Annotated in this window: 14 protein-coding genes and 1 pseudogene; 8 read left to right on the top strand and 7 right to left on the bottom strand. The window is 68.8% G+C overall.

Going from position 1 to position 16,538, the window contains the following annotated elements:
* Together AOZ49_RS06305 and AOZ49_RS06300 are read left to right on the top strand one after the other, a co-directional pair.
* On the top strand, positions 1 to 807 hold an 807-nt coding region (locus AOZ49_RS06305; RefSeq protein WP_054474638.1), incomplete at its 5' end, for a tripartite tricarboxylate transporter substrate binding protein.
* Positions 808 to 866: 59 nt separating this feature from the next.
* On the top strand, positions 867 to 2,561 hold the full coding sequence (locus AOZ49_RS06300) for a thiamine pyrophosphate-binding protein (RefSeq protein ID WP_054433511.1): 1,695 nt from the start codon (positions 867 to 869) through the stop codon (positions 2,559 to 2,561).
* Positions 2,562 to 2,639: 78 nt separating this feature from the next.
* On the opposite strand, the gene AOZ49_RS06295 is transcribed toward AOZ49_RS06300, so the two are convergent.
* A complete protein-coding gene (locus AOZ49_RS06295) occupies positions 2,640 to 3,176 on the bottom strand; it encodes a cysteine dioxygenase family protein (RefSeq protein ID WP_054433512.1) in 537 nt (178 codons plus the stop codon).
* Positions 3,177 to 3,340: 164 nt separating this feature from the next.
* Between AOZ49_RS06295 and AOZ49_RS06290 the strand changes: the two genes are divergently transcribed.
* The 3 genes from AOZ49_RS06290 (at position 3,341) to AOZ49_RS06280 (ending at position 5,512) form a co-directional block, all read left to right on the top strand.
* Positions 3,341 to 4,120, top strand: coding sequence for an SDR family oxidoreductase (locus tag AOZ49_RS06290; protein WP_054433513.1), 780 nt, complete (start codon positions 3,341 to 3,343; stop codon positions 4,118 to 4,120).
* A 103-nt stretch (positions 4,121 to 4,223) separates the two neighbouring features.
* Complete coding sequence (locus AOZ49_RS06285) at positions 4,224 to 4,682, top strand: Lrp/AsnC family transcriptional regulator (protein ID WP_054474637.1); 459 nt, start codon at positions 4,224 to 4,226, stop codon at positions 4,680 to 4,682.
* Positions 4,683 to 4,900: 218 nt separating this feature from the next.
* Entirely contained in the window at positions 4,901 to 5,512 is a 612-nt protein-coding gene (locus AOZ49_RS06280; protein WP_054474636.1) for a gamma-glutamylcyclotransferase, read from the top strand.
* A gap of 78 nt (positions 5,513 to 5,590) precedes the next feature.
* Here AOZ49_RS06280 and pagP read toward each other — a convergent pair whose 3' ends face one another.
* From pagP to AOZ49_RS06260, 4 genes are all read right to left on the bottom strand, one after another.
* Positions 5,591 to 6,145 carry a lipid IV(A) palmitoyltransferase PagP gene (pagP, locus tag AOZ49_RS06275; RefSeq protein ID WP_054474635.1) on the bottom strand — a complete coding sequence of 185 codons (555 nt, stop codon included), beginning with the start codon at positions 6,143 to 6,145 and terminating at the stop codon, positions 5,591 to 5,593.
* A 131-nt stretch (positions 6,146 to 6,276) separates the two neighbouring features.
* Positions 6,277 to 7,749: a magnesium transporter gene (gene mgtE, locus AOZ49_RS06270; protein ID WP_054433516.1), complete on the bottom strand. Its 1,473-nt coding sequence runs from the start codon at positions 7,747 to 7,749 to the stop codon at positions 6,277 to 6,279.
* Between the two features lie 10 nt (positions 7,750 to 7,759).
* Positions 7,760 to 8,170, bottom strand: coding sequence for an acyl-CoA thioesterase (locus AOZ49_RS06265; protein ID WP_006392972.1), 411 nt, complete (start codon positions 8,168 to 8,170; stop codon positions 7,760 to 7,762).
* A gap of 103 nt (positions 8,171 to 8,273) precedes the next feature.
* A complete protein-coding gene (locus AOZ49_RS06260; protein ID WP_156355604.1) occupies positions 8,274 to 9,257 on the bottom strand; it encodes a YeiH family protein in 984 nt (327 codons plus the stop codon).
* A gap of 247 nt (positions 9,258 to 9,504) precedes the next feature.
* Here AOZ49_RS06260 and AOZ49_RS06255 point away from each other — a divergent pair, with 247 nt between their 5' ends.
* Positions 9,505 to 10,455 (top strand): LysR family transcriptional regulator, encoded by a 951-nt coding sequence (locus AOZ49_RS06255; protein ID WP_054474633.1) that lies wholly within the window; start codon positions 9,505 to 9,507, stop codon positions 10,453 to 10,455.
* On the opposite strand, the gene AOZ49_RS06250 is transcribed toward AOZ49_RS06255, so the two are convergent.
* Positions 10,413 to 11,609, bottom strand: coding sequence for a M20 aminoacylase family protein (locus AOZ49_RS06250; RefSeq protein ID WP_054433519.1), 1,197 nt, complete (start codon positions 11,607 to 11,609; stop codon positions 10,413 to 10,415). The two genes, AOZ49_RS06255 and AOZ49_RS06250, sit on opposite strands and share 43 nt — an antisense overlap.
* A gap of 76 nt (positions 11,610 to 11,685) precedes the next feature.
* Here AOZ49_RS06250 and AOZ49_RS06245 point away from each other — a divergent pair, with 76 nt between their 5' ends.
* Entirely contained in the window at positions 11,686 to 13,386 is a 1,701-nt protein-coding gene (locus tag AOZ49_RS06245; protein WP_054474632.1) for an AMP-binding protein, read from the top strand.
* A 28-nt stretch (positions 13,387 to 13,414) separates the two neighbouring features.
* Here the strand turns inward: AOZ49_RS06245 and AOZ49_RS06240 are convergent, their stop codons facing one another.
* The gene (locus tag AOZ49_RS06240) at positions 13,415 to 14,290 is read right to left on the bottom strand and encodes an inositol monophosphatase family protein (protein WP_054474687.1); all 876 of its coding nucleotides are present in this window, start codon (positions 14,288 to 14,290) and stop codon (positions 13,415 to 13,417) included.
* A gap of 131 nt (positions 14,291 to 14,421) precedes the next feature.
* Here AOZ49_RS06240 and mnmD point away from each other — a divergent pair.
* Positions 14,422 to 16,295: pseudogene (gene mnmD / locus AOZ49_RS06235) on the top strand (tRNA (5-methylaminomethyl-2-thiouridine)(34)-methyltransferase MnmD).
* Positions 16,296 to 16,538: the final 243 nt, after the last annotated feature.

The raw sequence follows: 16,538 nt of genomic DNA, 5'->3' as shown, positions 1-16,538 counted from the left end.
CTGGGCGGGCGCGCCGTGGTGGTGGAAAACCGCCCGGGCGCCGCCAGCCAGATCGCCACCGCCTTCGTGGCGCGGGCCGAGCCCGACGGCAGCACGCTGCTGGTCAGCTTCGACAACCACGGCATCAATCCGGCGGTCAAACCCAAGCTGCCCTACGACACCTTCAAGGACTTCGTCGCCATCACCCAGACCGTGCGCTTTCCGCTGGTGCTGGGCGCCAACCCGGGCGTGCCGGGCGACAACTTGAAGGACTTCCTGGCGGCCGCGGCCAAGCAGCCGCCCAACAAGTTCAACTACGCCTCCACCGGCGTCGGTTCGCTCAATCACCTGGCGCCGGAGGAACTCAAGCGCCTGTCGAAGGTGGAGCTGCTGCACGTGCCGTACGGCGGCGGCGGACCGGCCATCCAGGCGGTGGTGGGCGGTCAGGCCAACATGACCTGGCTGAGCTTCGCCGCGCTGCGCGGCCAGATCCAGGCCGGCAAGATCAAGCCGCTGGCGGTGGCCGGCGAGAAGCGCCTGCCCGACCTGCCCAACGTGCCGACGGTGGCCGAGTCCGGTTTCCCCGGGTTCGTCGCCTATTCGTGGAGCGGCATGTTCGCCCCCAAGGGCACGCCGGAGGCGACCGTGAAGAAGCTGACGCAGGCCTTCAACACCGTGCTGGCCGATCCGGACGTCAAGAAGAAGCTGGAAGAGGCGGGCTTCGAGATCGTGGCGTCGAACGGCCCGGCGCTGGATGCCTACGTGAAGGCGGAATACGACCGCTGGAGCAAGTTCATCAAGAGCAGCAACATCAACCTGGATAACTGAGCGGCCGGCGGCGGGGCGCGATCGCGTCCCGCCCGGTCCGCGCATCGCGTGGAGAAGACATGGATACCTTGACCGGCGCCGAAGCAATGGTGCGGATGCTGCAACACAACGGCGTCAAACATATTTTCGGCCTGTGCGGCGATACCAGCCTGCCGTTCTACGACGCGCTCTACCGGCTCGATCATGGCATGCAGCACATCCTGACCCGGGACGAGCGCAGCGCCGGCTACATGGCCGACGCCTACGCCCGCGTGACCGGCAAGGTCGGCGTGTGCGAAGGGCCGAGCGGCGGCGGCGCGACCTATCTGCTGCCCGGGCTGGTGGAGGCCAACGAGTCGTCCATCCCGGTGCTGGGCATCACGTCCGACGTGGCGGTGGGCTCGCGCGGCAAGTACCCGCTGACCGAACTGGACCAGGAGGCCCTGTACCGGCCGCTGACCAAATGGAACCGCACCATCGACCGCGCCGACCAGATTCCCGGCATGGTGCGCGCGGCGTTCCGCGCCATGACCACCGGCAAGCCCGGTTCGGCGCACCTGTGCTTCCCGTATGACGTGATGAAGCAGCAGGTCGATGGCGCCGATGTCTGGGCCCAGCCGGAACACGCGCAATTCCCCTCGCTGCGCTACGCGCCGGATCCGGCCGACGTGGCGCGCGCGGCGCAGCGCCTGGTCGGCGCGCGCGCGCCGGTCATCATCTGCGGCGGCGGCGTGGTGATCGCCGGCGCCAGCGGCGCGCTGCAGGAACTGGCCGAGAGCCTGAAGGCGGCGGTCTGCGTGACCGTCAGCGGCCAGGGCAGCCTGGCCGACACGCATCCGCTGAACGCGGGCGTGGTGGGCTCGAACGGCGGCGTGATGGCGACGCGCGACGTGGTGGCCGCGGCCGACGTGGTGCTGTTCGTCGGCTGCCGCGCGGGGTCGACCTCGACCGAGCACTGGCGCTTCCCGAACCGCGACGTGCCGATCCTGCACATCGACATCGATCCGATGGTGATCGGCGCCAACTACCTGACCGAAGTCGGCATGGTGGGCGATGCCAAGCTGGCCCTGCAGGCGCTGGGCGCCGAGGTGCAGGCGCGCCTGGCGCACCGGCCGTCCGACGCCGCCGACGGCGCGGTGCTGGCCGGCCGCGCCAAGGCCGCGCGCCGCGCGCAGCTGGAGCCGCTGGCGAACAGCCTGGATGCGCCGATCCGCCCCGAGCGCGTGGTGCAGTCGCTCAATCGCCTGTTGCCCGACGACGCCGTGGTGTGCGCCGACCCCGGCACGCCGTGCCCGTATTTCTCGGCCTATTACGACGTGTCGCGGCCCGGCCGCCACTTCATCACCAACCGCGCCCATGGCGCATTGGGTTTCTCGATGTCGGCGGCGCTGGGCGCCTGGGTCGGCCGGCCGAACGCCAAGTGCGTCTCGGTGATGGGCGACGGCAGCTTCGGCTTCACCGTCGGCGAGCTCGAGACCATCGTGCGCCACAAGGCGCCGCTGCTGATGATCGTGTTTTCGAACTCGGTCTATGGCTGGATCAAGGCCAGCCAGAAGGCCGGCTACGACAAGCGCTACTACAGCGTGGACTTCGACCGCACCGACCACGCCCGCATCGCCGAAGCCTATGGCGTGAAGGCCTGGCGGGTCGAGGATCCGGCCAAGCTGGACGCGGCCATCAAGGCGGCCATGGAGCACGACGGCCCGGCGCTGATCGACGTGGTGGCGCAGCCGCTGCAGGATGCGGCGGCGCCGGTCAGCCAGTGGATGGGCTGAGGCGCAGGCAAGACAGGGCGGGGCCATTGGCCCCGCTTTTTTTATGGGGATCCCGTTGCGAAGACTGGCATCCCGCGGTCAATGCGTGGCGGGCGTCGGCACCAGGTGATTGACGCCGGTGCAGAGGTCGGCCTGGTCTACGCCATAGATGTGCAGGGACACCGCGACGCCGGGGCCGGCATTGCCGAGGCGGTGGATCTGGCGCAGGCCCGGGGCGGCGGTGACGACGTCGCCCGGCCGCCGGCTGACCTCGCCGCAGGCAATGGCCGCGGCGGCGACCGGGTCCCAGCGGTAGTGGGTTTCGGCCAATTCGCCCTGCAGGACCTGGTAGGTGCACCAGGTCTTGTGACCATGCACCGGGCTGAATTGCCCCGGGCGCCAGATCAGGTAGGCGACGGTGAAGGCGCCATGCGGATCGGCGTAGGCGATGTGGCGGGTGTAGGTGTCGGCGCGGCCGGCGCGCAGGTCTTCGGGCAGGGCGCGCAGCATATCGCCGGCATTGGCGACGCTGCTGGCCAGCTCGCGCAGCAGGGCGCGGGCCGCGTTCATCTGGGCGGCCTGCACCGATTCGCACAGCGAGCGCAGGTCTGCGGTGGCAAGTTGGACGGAGGTCATGGGCAGGCCCCTGGATGACAAGGTTTCATCTTAGGGATTTGCGCTGGAATGCCTTTGCCAAATTCGGCCGTCCCGGCCCGAACATTAGAAAAAATTTCCACCCCCGCGGCGGCCCGCCGCTCCTATACTGGTCCGCTTCACGGCACCACTCTGGAGAGTCAGGCATGGATCTGGGGATCAGCGGCAAGACGGCATTGGTATTCGGCGGCAGCCGCGGCATGGGCCGGGCCTGTGCCCTGCAATTGGCGCGCGAGGGCGTGGCGGTGACCATCGCGGCGCGCAATCCGCAGACGCTGGAGCAGGCCGCGACCGAGATCGCGCGCGCCACGGGCATCGGCGTGGGCTGGGTCTCGGCCGACCTGACGCTGCCCGAGGGGCGCGACGCCGCGCTGGCCGCGTGCCCGCACCCCGATATCCTGATCAACAACGCCGACGGCCCCATGCCCGGCGATTTCCGCGACTGGAGCCATGACGACTGGATCGCGGCGCTCGATTCCATGATGCTGGGCCCCATCGACATGATCCGCCGCGTGGTCGACGGCATGATCGAGCGGCGCTTCGGGCGCATCGTCAACATCGTCTCGCGCAGCGTCAAGGCGCCGCACGCCGAGCTGGGGTTGTCCAACGGCGCGCGCGCCGGGCTGATCGGCTTCGTCAGCGGCCTGGCGCGCCAGACCGTGCGCCACAATGTCACCATCAACAACTTGCTGCCGGGCGCCTTCGCCACCGACGCGCAGGCGCGTCACATCCGCGGCATGCTGGAGGAAGGCGGCAAGACCTTCGAACAGCTGTGGGACGAGCGCGGCCGCGCCAGCCCGGCCGGCCGCTACGGCCAGCCCGAGGAGCTGGGGGCGCTGTGCGCCTATGTCTGCTCGGCGCACGCGGGCTACATGACGGCGCAGAACATCCTGCTCGATGGCGGCGGCTACCCCGGCACGTACTGAATCCGCGCCCCGGGCGGTCCGTGGGGCTGCTTAGGGTGTTCCGCGGCTGGACGCGGGCGGGGTGTCAGGGCAAGATTGCGGCGATATCGCTTGAGGAATCCCCATGGACCAGACGGACATCAAGATCTTGGCGTTGCTGCAGAAGGACGCCACCTGCTCGGTCGCCGAGATCGCCGAGCAGGTCAATCTGTCCGTCACCCCCTGCTGGCGCCGCATCCAGAAGCTCAAGGACGATGGCGTCATCGCCCGCAACGCCATCCTGCTGGACCCGCGCGCGCTGGGGCTGAACCTGACCGTGTTCGTCTCGATCAAGACCAGCCAGCACAACGAGAAATGGACCCAGAGCCTGATCAACGCGGTCATGGCGCTGCCGAATGTGGTCGAGTTCCATCGCATGGCCGGCGACATCGACTACCTGCTCAAGGTGGTGGTCGAGGACATGGCGGCCTATGACCGCTTCTACCGCCGCCTGATCGCCGCGGTCGACCTGCTGGACGTCGGCGCCAGCTTCTCGATGGAAGTCATCAAGAGCACCACCGAACTGCCGCTGGACGCGCTCTAGGCGGACCGGCCGGCCGGGCTGCCGGCGGCCGTCCGGCCGGGGTGAAAGCGGTCCTTGGGGCGGAGCGCAATTTTTTTCCCTGGCGCCGCCTTCCGGCGAATACAAATTTCTTTCGGCGTGTTGCGCGCGGCCCATCTCGCAATTCTTTTGCGCGGCAGGCGGCGTAGCATATCCGTCATTCCCGCCATGGGAATGAACCCGGGATATCAGAGGACCCTATGTCGTTGGCAGTACCCGCCGGCTGTGCCGGATTGGCGAAGGCGCAACCCGCGTCGGTGGAAGAGCTTTTGATGGGATGGAACGGCACCGACGACCTGTGGGTGTTCGCCTACGGCTCCCTGATCTGGCATCCCGGTTTTGCCTGGCGCGAACGGCGCCTGGCCACGGTGCGCGGCTATCACCGCTCGCTGTGCCTGTGGTCGCACGACCATCGCGGCTCGCCCGACAATCCCGGGCTGGTGTTCGGCCTGGATCGCGGCGGCTGCTGCCGCGGCGTGGCGTTCCAGATTGCCGCCTGTGACGTGCCTGCGGTGTTCGAGGCGCTGTGGCGCCGCGAGATGGTCACCGGCGCCTACACGCCGCGCTGGCTGGCCTGCCATACCGAACAGGCGCCGGTGCGCGGGCTGGTGTTCCTATTGAATCGCGCCTGCCAGGAATACGCCGCCGACCTGAGCGACGACCGCCTGCTGGCGTCGGTGCGCAATGCGGTCGGGCATTCGGGCCCGTGCCTGGATTACGTGGTGGAAACCGAGAAGGCGCTGCGCGCCCACGGCATCGATGATTGGCGCCTGGGCGAACTGGTGCGCCGGCTGGGCCTGCAGCCCTGCTGAACGGGCGGCCCGCCAGCGGGCCATTGGAACGCGCTGCGGCGGGCGCCTGGGAAAGTCCCGCAGCGTCGCGCCGGGCCGTCAGAAGGCCCAGCGGCCGAACATGAACAGCACGTTGCCCGCGCCGCGCGAACCGGGAATGTAGGTTGCGTACAGCATGGTGTCCTTGTAGCCGGCCGAGACCAGCGGCAGCACGCCAGGGAAGGGCACGTAGCTCATGATGTCGTGGCGCGCGGTCAGGAAGACCGTATAGCCGGCGCCCAGCCGGAAATTCTCGCTGACCCGTCCGATCTTCAGGAAGCCATAGCCGGCGATCGGCTCGACCTTGCTGTGGGAATCCAGGAAGGCCATGGCGTACAGGCCCTGCCAGTCGCCGTCTTCGTCGTAGATGCCGCGGCCATAGCCGCCGCCCCAGGCCAGTTCATTGAAGCTGTTGATTTTTTCGCGGCTGTACATGGCGCGGTTGTGCCAGGCGTAGCCGCTGAAATAGAGGTCGTTGCCGCCTTCGGACCAGATCTGGTCAAGGCGCTGACAGGCGGATTGGGCCCACGACGGCAGGTTGTCGCAGGCGTGCGCGGCGGCGCTGAAAGTGGAGAGCAGCAGGCAAAAAAGCGCTGCCCGGAGTCTGGCGGTCATTGCAGGGACAGAAAATGATGACAACCTCGTTACTGTAACGGAGCGGTCGCCATATTGACTGTCATGCCGCTGTCAAATAAGCGTTCAGGACATCCCGTGAAACATTCGTGCGTGGGTCCGTTGCAGACGCGCTACAGCAGGAAAATCGTGGCCAGGCCCAGGAAGATGAAAAACCCCAGGGAGTCCGTCGCGAAGGTCAGCAGGACCGAGGATCCCATGGCCGGATCCTTGCCGAAGCGGGCCCGCACCATCGGCACCAGCACCCCGACCGAGGCGCCCACCAGCATGTTGCAGACCATGGCGGCCATCATCACCAGGGCGATCGACAGCGAGTGCGAAATCACCCAGGCGAACAGGGCCGCCACCAGGCTGCCGCACAGCCCCACCATCAGGGTCACGAACAGTTCGCGCTTGACCAGCTGCCACAGGTTGCGGCCGGTGATCCGGCCCATCGCCAGGGCGCGGATGATCAGCGTCATGGTCTGGTTGCCCGAGTTGCCGCCGATGCCGGCGACGATGGACATCAGGAACGCCAGGATCACGATCTGGCTGACGGTGCCTTCGAATTGCGAGGCCACGAACGACGCCGTGGCCGCGGTACAGAGGTTGAACAGCAGCCAGGGCGCGCGGTTGCGCAGCGCGGTGCTGACCGGCGCGAAGATGTCTTCCTCCTGCAGGCCGGCGCGCGACAGGGCCTGTTCCTGCGAGTCTTCGCGCATCACGTCGACCACGTCGGCGATGGTGACGCGGCCGATCAGGCGGCCCTGGTCGTCCATCACGGGGGCGGACACCAGGTCGTAGCGTTCGAACGCGCCGGCGGCGTCGGCATCGGAATCCAGCGGGTTGAGCGTCAGGAAGTCGGCGTTCATGACCGCGCGAACTTCGGTTTCAGGTTCGCTGACCAACAGCCGCGACAGCGGCAGGATGCCCTGCAGCTTGTCCTGGCGGTCGACCACGAAGATCTGGTCGGTGTGGTCGGGCAGTTCATGCAGGCGGCGCAGGTAGCGCAGCACCACTTCGAGCGTGACGTCCTCGCGCACCCGGACCATCTCGAAGTCCATGATGGCGCCGACGCTGTCTTCCGGATAGCCCATGGCTTCCAGCAGCTGCGCGCGCTCTTCCTCGGTCAGGCCCTTCTGGACCTCGGCCACCACGTCCGGCGGCAGGTCGGGCGCCAGGTCCGCCAGTTCGTCGGCGTCCATGTTGCCGGTGGCGGCTACCAGGTCCTGGCGGTCCATCGCCTCGATCAGCGATTCGCGCACCCAGTCTTCGACCTCGAGCAGCACGTCGGCGTCGTGCTCGGGGCTGACCAGCTTCCAGATCGTCTGGCGTTCATCCTTGGGCAGCGATTCGAGGATGAAGGCGATGTCCGAGGGGTGTAGGCCGTCCAGCAGGGTCTTGAGCTCCGCCTCGTGCTGGCGGTGCACCAGGTCTTCGACCAGGTTGGCCTTGGCGTCGCCTTCTTCCTGGCGATGCACCAGGTCGGCGACCAGCTGCTGGCGGCGCAGGCGCTCCTGGACTTCCGCCAGGGCGTGCTGCGCGTCTTCCGGGTCGAGGCGGCGGGGCGTCGCGGGCGGTTTCTGCGCGGCGGCGGACTGCGTCATGCGATACGGCTCAAAGAATGGGGAGAGGGCGGCTGCGCCGCGCTTCGTCGGTGGCGACGTAGGTCAGCGTGGCTTCGGTGACCTTGACGACTTCGGCATCCAGGCGCTGGCGTTCCGCGTAGACCTCGACCGAGACGGTGATGGAGGTCTTGCCGGTCTTGATGATGGAAGTATAGAAGCTGAGCAGGTCGCCCACGAACACGGGCTGCTTGAACTGGAACGCGTTGACGGCGACCGTGGCGACCCGGCCGGCCGCGCGGCGGGCGGCGGGAATCGACCCGGCGATGTCGACCTGGGACATGATCCAGCCGCCGAAAACGTCCCCGTGGATGTTGGCGTCCGCGGGCATCGGCATGACGCGCAATACCGCGTCGCGATTGGCGGGCAAAGTCGTGAAGGGGGTTTTGGTGCTGGAGGTCATGCGGCCGGCTCCAATGCAAGGCAACCAGCCGATTATGCAGGAAAAACGGGGCGCCGGCGCGGGCCGGCGCCCCGTCGGGACGCTTTATCGAAGCGGGTGTGGATCAGGACGCCAGCTTGACGATGCCGTAGCCGCCGACCAGCAGCCAGACGTACAGGATCAGGCCCAGCGCCATCACCCGCGGACCGGCCTTGCGGATGTTGGCGAAGCGGGTCTCGATGCCCAGCGCGGTCATGGCCATGGTCAGGGCGAAGACGTCCAGGCGGCGGATGGCGGCGACCACGTCGGCGGGGATGATGTTGAGCGAGTTGATGATGGCCAGGACCAGGAAGCCGACCGCGAACCAGGGAATCGGCAGCTTGGCGCCCTTGGCGTTGCCGCCGGCATGGCTGGCGGCGCTGCGCAGGTACAGGCCGAGGATCAGCAGCACCGGCACCAGCAGCGCGACGCGGGTCATCTTGACGATGGTGGCGACTTCCGTGGTGGCGGGGTCGATGTTGCTGGCCGCGCCGACCACCTGCGCCACTTCGTGGATGGTGCCGCCGATGTAGATGCCCAGCGACTGGGTGTCGAACGGCAGCCAGCCGGCGTGGTACAGCACCGGGTACAGGAACATCGACAGCGTGCCGAACAGCACCACGGTGGCGACCGCCACGGCGCTCTTGTGCGGCTGCGCCCGCAGGGTCGGTTCGAAGGCCAGCACGGCGGCGGCGCCACAGATGGCGCTGCCGGCGGCGGTCAGCATGGCGGTGTCACGGTCCAGCCCGAGCAGGCGCTGGCCGACCCAGGTGCCGATCAGCAGCGTGCCCACCACCACCGCCACCGAGACCGCCAGGCCCGGCAGGCCGACGGCGGCGATCTGCTGGATGCTGATGTTCAGGCCGTAGAAGGCCACGGCGATGCGCAGCAGGCGGCGCGCGGTGAAGTTGACGCCCACGCCCCAGTCGACCGGCATGGTGCCGCGCAGGAAGTTGCCGTACAGCATGCCACAGACGATGCCGACCACCAGCGGCGAAAAGCCCAGCTGGCGGATGGCGGGCAGGTCCGCCAGCTGCATGACCGCGGCCGACATCAGGCCGACGAACAGGACGCCGTTGAGCTTGTCGCGCCAGGGCGTGGCGGTGGCGGCCGGGGAGGCTGGCGCGGCGGGGGGGCGGCGGCCTGTTGGGGGACGGTGGTGCTGGCGGTGCTCATGGCGGGCCTTTGTGCATATCTAAATAACTGGACGAAATATTAATTTCATAGCCGTTATTTGGAAAATTTTCATTTTTGATATGAAATATCGGAAATTCTGATAATCAAGCCGCCGTGGCGGCCCCGGCCTGGAACGATCCATGACGCCCGATCAATTGCTCACCTTTGCCACGGTGGCCGATGCCGGCAACATCAGCCGCGCGGCGCAGCAGCTGCACCTGTCGCAGCCGGCCGTGTCGGGCCAGCTGCGCGCCTTGCAGGAATGGTTCGGCGAACCGCTGTACCGCCGCAGCGGCCACGGCATCGCCCTGACCGAAGCGGGCGAGCGCCTGGCCGAGCAGGCGCGCCAGCTGCGCCAGGTGTATCGCCAGGCCCAGGCGGTGCGGGAGTCCTGGCGCGGCCTGGAAACCGGCGCGCTGCGGCTGGGGGCCAGCACCACGCCCGCCAGCTACCTGCTGCCCGCCCTGGTGGCGGATTTCCGCCAGGCGTTCCCGGCCGTCAGCCTGCACCTGTCCGATGGCAATACCCGCGAGATCGTCGAGCGCCTGCCCGCGCTGGACCTGGCCTTCATCGAGGGCGACGTGCCGACGGGCCTGCCCGCCGATACCGCGGTGCACGCGTGGCGGCAGGACGAGGTGGTGGCGATCGTGCGCGCCGATCACGCGCTGGCCGGCAAGGGCGCGGTGACGCTGCGCGACCTGGCGCTGTCGGCGCTGGTGATGCGGGAACCGGGGTCAGGCGTGCGGCGGCTGGTCGAGCGGGCGTTTGCCGATGCCGGCCTGGCGCCGTCGATCGGGCTGGAGCTGGCCGGGGTGGAGGGGGTGAAGCAGGCGGTGCGCGCCGGACTGGGCGTGGGTTTCGTGTCCGCCATGTCGATGCGGCACGAGGACGGCGCGCTGGCCGCGTTGCGGCTGTTGCCGCGGCCGCTGACGCGCACGCTGAGCATCCTGGTGCCGCACGCGGATGCCGCCGCCCGCGCCGCCCAGCGCTTCCTGGCGATGTGCCTGGCGGTGCGGACGGGGCAGGGGGGGCGGTTTCTAGCGGGAGGTCAGGGCTTGGCCAGGCGCTTGAGCGCCAGCTGCACCCAATAGGTGCCGCCCAGCGCCAGCAGGTCGTCGTTGAAGTCGTAGCTGCCGTTGTGCAGCATGCACGGGCCCAGGCCATGGCCGGCGGCGCGGTGGTCGCCGACGCCGTTGCCGATCCAGACGTAGCAGCCCGGCAGTTCCTGCAGCATGAAGGCGAAGTCCTCGGCGCCCATGGTGGGCTGCACGTGATCGTTGACCTTGTCGTCGCCGACGATGTCGCGCATCACGTCGGCGCAGAACGCGGCTTCCTCGGGATGGTTGATGGTGGGCGGGTAGTTGCGCTGGAAGGTGAACTCCACTTCGCAATCCATGGCGGCGCAGGTGTGGCGCGAGATCTCTTCCATACGGCGTTCGATCAGGTCCAGCACCTCGAGGGTGAAGGTGCGCACCGTGCCGCGCAGTTCGGCGTGGTTGGGCACCACGTTGTCGGCGCTGCCGGCGTGGATCTGCGTGATGCTGAGCACCGCGGCGTCGAGCGGATTGCGGTTGCGCGTGATGATGGTCTGCAGCGATTGCGCCAGTTGCACCGCCGCCATCACCGGGTCGATGCCCAGGTTGGGCATGCCGGCATGGGTGCCCTTGCCCTTGACCACGATGGAGAATTCGTTGCTGGAGGCCATGATGGGGCCGGCGGTCACGCCGAACTGGCCGGGCGCCATGCCGGGCCAGTTGTGCATGCCGAACACGGCTTCCATGGGGAAGCGCGTGAACAGGCCGTCGTCGATCATGCGCTTGGCGCCGCCGCCGCCTTCCTCGGCGGGCTGGAAGATCACATAGACCGTGCCGGCGAAGTCGCGGTGCTGCGCCAGGTAGCGCGCGGCGGCCAGCAGCATGGCGGTGTGGCCGTCGTGGCCACAGGCGTGCATCTTGCCGGCATGCTTGCTGGCGTGGGCGAAGGTATTGGCTTCCTGCATCGGCAGGGCGTCCATGTCGGCGCGCAGGCCGACGGCGCGTTCGCCGGGACGGTCGCCGCGGATGATGCCGACCACGCCGGTGCCGCCGAGGCCGCGATGGATTTCAATGCCCCATTCTTCGAGCTTGGCCGCGACCACGTCGGCGGTGCGGAATTCCTCGAACGCCAATTCGGGATGCGCGTGGATGTCGCGTCGGATCTGGGAGATATCGTCGCGCCAGGCGACGATGGGATCGAGGAGTTTCATGGGAAGAATCAGGCGGAATTTGGGAACGCAACAAGGTTATCATCAATCAAAAACCAATTTAATGGAGACAAACACCATGACCCGTCCGTGGCTTGCCCATTACCCGAAAGGGGTGCCCGCCGATATCTCCATCGACGGCTATGCGTCGCTCACCGACCTGCTGGACCGGGCCTGCAAGCAGTACGCGACCCGCATCGCCTGCACCGCCATGGGCAGCGACATCACCTATGCGCAGCTTGACGCGCATGGCCGCGGGTTCGCCGCCTGGCTGCAGAGCCTGGGGCTGCCCAAGGGGTCGCGGGTCGCGCTGATGATGCCCAACGTGCCGGCCTACCTGGTGGCGCTGCTGGGCACGCTGCGGGCCGACCACGCGGTGGTCAACGTCAACCCGCTCTATACCCCCGATGAACTGCAGCGGCAGTTGCAGGACAGCGGCGCGGCGGTCATCGTCATCCTGGAGAATTTCGCCCACACGCTGCAGAGCGTGACCGACCGCGGCCAGCTCAAGCACGTCGTGGTGACCGGCCCGGGCGACCTGCTGGGCGGCCTGAAGGCGCCGCTGGTGAACCTGGCGGCGCGCTATATCAAGAAGCTGGTGCCGGCGTGGCATATCGACGGCGCGCAGATGCTGCCGAAGGTGCTGGCCAGGGGAGCGGGCCTGCCGTTCACGGCGCCGGTCATCTCGATGGACGACCTGGCGGTGCTGCAATACACCGGCGGCACCACTGGCGTGCCCAAGGGCGCCATGCTGACGCATCGCAACCTGACGTCCAACGTGATGCAGATGGAAGCGGTGGCCTCGCCCGCGCTGCATGACCTGGCGGGGCAGCAGATCACGATCCTGAGCGCGCTGCCGCTGTACCACGTGTTCGCCATGACGGTCTGCGGCCTGTACGGGCTGCACGCCGGCATGCGCAACGTGCTGATCATCAATCCGCGCGACCAGCCATCGCTGATCGGCGCGTGGCGCAAGACGCCCATCAATGTGTTCCCGGGCGTCAATACGCTGTTCAACGCGCTGGTCCACAACGAGGATTTCGCCAAGCTGGATTTCTCCGGCTTGCGGCTGACGCTGGGCGGCGGCATGGCGGTGCAGCAGGCGGTGGCCGAGCGCTGGCTCAAGGTCACGGGCCGGCCGCTGGTCGAGGGCTATGGCCTGTCCGAAACCTCGCCGGTGGCCACGGTCAATCCGACCGATACCGACGCCTACTCCGGCGCCATCGGCCTGCCGCTGCCGTCCACCGATGTCGCGATCCTGGATGACGCGGGCAACGAGGTGGCGCTGGGCGAGCGCGGCGAAGTGGCCATCCGCGGGCCGCAGGTCATGGCCGGCTACTGGCAGAAGCCGGAAGAGACCCGCCACGCCATGACCGCCGACGGCTTCTTCCGCACCGGCGATATCGGCATCATGGACGACAAGGGCTACACCCGCATCGTCGACCGCAAGAAGGACATGATCACGGTGTCCGGCTTCAAGGTCTATCCGAACGAGGTCGAGGCGGCCGTGGCGCAGATGCCGGGCGTGCTCGAATGCGCCGCCATCGGCGTGCCGGACGAGCATTCGGGCGAGGCCGTCAAGGTGTTCGTGGTGAAGAAGGATGCGTCGCTGACCGAGGCCCAGGTGCAGCAGTGGTGCAAGGACAAGCTGACCGGCTACAAGCGGCCGCGCTTCGTCGAATTCCGCGACGAGCTGCCCAAGAGCAACGTCGGCAAGATCCTGCGGCGCGAATTGCGTCCGGACGCCGAGGCCGCCGCGCCGCAGGGCCAGGCGGCCTGATCGCGCGGGTCGCGCGGGCGGCCGGGCCTCAGCCCGGCTGGTCCAGGTGCGGGGCGATCATCTCGTGCAGGGCGCGTTCGATGTCGGGATTGCCGGCCACGACGCGCCTGCCGATGGGCCAGGAGTCCTGCTGGTGCATGTCGTTGCAGGCGCCGCCGGCTTCGCGCACGATCAGCGTGCCCGCGGCCACGTCCCAGGGCGCCAGTCCCATTTCCCAATAGCCGTCGTAACGGCCGCAGGCGGTCCAGGCCAGGTCCAGCGCGGCCGCGCCCATGCGCCGCACGCCGCGGGCGCGGTTGATGGCGTCATGCAGCATCGGCATGTACTGGCTGGCGAAGGAAAAGTCGCGGAAGGGAAAGCCGGTTGCCAGCACGGCGTCGTCCAGCGTGCGGGTGCGCGAGCAATTGATGCGGCGGCCGTTGAGCCAGGCGCCCAGGCCATATACGGCGGTGAACAGCTCTTCGCGGCAAGGGTCGTAGACCACGCCGGCCACGGGCGTTTCGCGGGCCAGGCGTTCGGTGGGGGACACCGCGGTGCCGGCGTGCGCGATGAGCGCGATCGACACGGCGTAATGCGGAATGTCGTGCAGGAAATTGGTGGTGCCGTCGAGCGGGTCGATGTACCAGGTGGCGGCGCCTTGCGCCTGACCGCCGGTCTCTTCGGCGACGATGCCGAACTGGGGCGTGCGCGCCTGCAATTCCTCGATGATCGCGGCCTCGGCCTCGCGGTCGGCCTGGGACACGAGATCGTTGCGCGCCTTGCGATCGATCACGAGATCGGCGCGATGATGCGCGTAGGATTGCAGGATGGCCGCGCCGGCGTGGGCTGCCGTGACCGCGGCGTCGAGCGCGGCGCACAGGTCTACGGGCGAGGCGAGCGAGCGGGGCGGGTCATAGGTTTCCATGAAACCAGTGTAAGCCCAGCCATGCGTCAAATCCGTGGCGGCGCGGCAAAAGCCCGGACGCCCGTGGCGCGCATCCAACGCAGCCGGCCGCGCCAGCCGATAATCCATCTTTTCCGATCGCCGCCGTTTCCATGTCTTCGTCCTACGTGCCCCTGACCCCCGCGGTCGCTGAATTCGATGCGCAGGGCCGGCTCTATAGCCCGGCCTATGGCGACGTGTACCACTCGCCGTCGGGCGCGCTGGGCCAGGCCGAACACGTTTTCCTGCGCGGCAACGGCCTGCCTGAACGCTGGCGCGGACGCGGCGCCTTCACGGTCTGCGAGACCGGTTTCGGCCTGGGGCTCAATTTCCTGGCGTTGTGGCGCGCGTGGCGCGATGATCCGCAGCGCTCGCGCACCCTGCACGTGGTGTCGCTGGAGGCGCACCCGTTCGGCCGCGCGGACTTGCAGGCCTTGCTGGCGCGCCATGCGCCCGAGCCCCTGGCCGCGCTGGCGGCGCAACTGGCGGCGCAGTGGCCGGCCTTGCTGCCCGGCCTGCACCGGCTGGAATTCGAGGGCGGCGCGGTGACGCTGACGCTCGGTTTCGGCGATGCGCAGGCGCTGGCGCCGCGGCTTGCGGCGCGGGTCGACGCGTATTTCCTGGATGGTTTCGCGCCGGAGCGCAATCCGCGCATGTGGCAGGCCGCCTTGCTCAAGGACCTGGCGCGGCTGGCCGCGCCGCAGGCTACGGTGGCCACCTGGGCCTGCACCGGCGAATTGCGCCAGGCCCTGCGTGATGCGGGGTTCGATGTCCGGCGGGCGCCGGGCTATGGCGGCAAATGGCACATGACGGTGGGCACCGCCACGCCCGGCGCCGACGCCGCGCCGGCCGCGGCGGCCGAGGAGGGCCGTCATGCGCTGGTGGTGGGGGGCGGGCTTGGCGGGGGGCGGGCATCGCGCAGTCCCTGGCGCTGCGAGGCTGGCGCGTGACGGTGCTGGATGCGGCGCTGGCGCGGGGCGCGCTGGCCCATGCCGGCCACACCGCGGCGGCGCTGACGCCGGTGCTGGCGCGCGACGACAACGCCCGCGCGCGCCTGTCGCGCGCGGGCAGCGGACGCGCCCAGGCTCGCTGGGCCGGGCTGGCCGGCGGCGCCGCGCCGACCGTGTGCGGCACCGTGCAGCTGGAGCGAGATGCGGGCCGCGCCGCGGCGCTGGAAGAAACATTGTCGGTGCTGGCGTTTCCGCGCGACTGGGTGCGCGCGGTCAGCCGCGACGAGGCCAGCGCGCTGGCCGGATTGCCGCTGGCGCGCGGCGGCATCTTCTTCGGTCAGGGCATGCTGGTGCAGCCCGGCCAATTGATCCCGGCCTTGCTGGCGACGCCCGGCGTGCGCGTGGCGGCGGGGACGGTGGCGCGGGTGGTGGCCGAGGGCGCGGGCTGGCGCGCGTTCGACGCCGCGGACACGGAGCTGGCGCGGGCCGATGTCGTGATCCTGGCCAACGCCTTCGGCGCGCAGGGCGTGCTGGCGGCCAGCGGCCTGCTGGCGCCGCTGCCGCGGGTGGCGCAGATGCATGCGCTGGCGGGCGAGGTCACGCTGGTGCCGGCGGCGGCGCTGGGCGGCGGTCCGCGCTGCGTGGTGGGCGGCGAAGGCTACCTGCTGCCCGATACCGGCGCCGGTTGCGTGGCGGGCAGCACCTATGTGCACGGCGCCACCGAGGCGCGTATCGGCGCCGAAGGCCAGCGCGTCACGTTGGACAAGGCGGCGGGACTGCTGGGCGGCGGTTTTCCGGCTTTCGACGCCCTGGCGCCGGGCAGCTTGCCGGGCTGGGCGGGATGGCGGGCGGTCTTGCCGGGACGCCTGCCCGCCGTGGGCGAGCTGACCCATGCGCCGGGGCTGTGGCTGGCGGCCGGTTACGCGTCGCGCGGGCTGTCCTGGTCGGCGCTGATGGGGGACCTGATCGCGGCCCGGCTATGCGGCGAGCCGTCACCGCTTGAAACCGATCTGTCCCGGTTGATCGCGCCACGCTGAAAAAAACTTCTGCGGGGCTGCCGGGCGCGGAATGGGGTGGCGTAGAATTGGGGCAAATGCCAGGATTTGGCGCCAAATGGGCCCGCGTTGGGCGCAGGTTTGGTGTTCCGGAGGCGCTCTGGCGACGACGCGCGGGAGGCCGGCCGGGGGCTTTGTGACCCCTTTTTTTGGATGATATCGCCATCCAAAAGAGGGGCCGAGTTTATTTCAAAGCTCAAATCCGTCAAAATAGCGTCTTTTGAT

The organism is Achromobacter sp. 2789STDY5608615, from assembly GCF_001298995.1.
In the GTDB taxonomy this organism is placed as follows: domain Bacteria; phylum Pseudomonadota; class Gammaproteobacteria; order Burkholderiales; family Burkholderiaceae_B; genus Achromobacter; species Achromobacter insuavis.
Note: the sequence above shows the minus strand (reverse complement) of the source record. Positions and strands in the feature narration are given on the sequence as shown.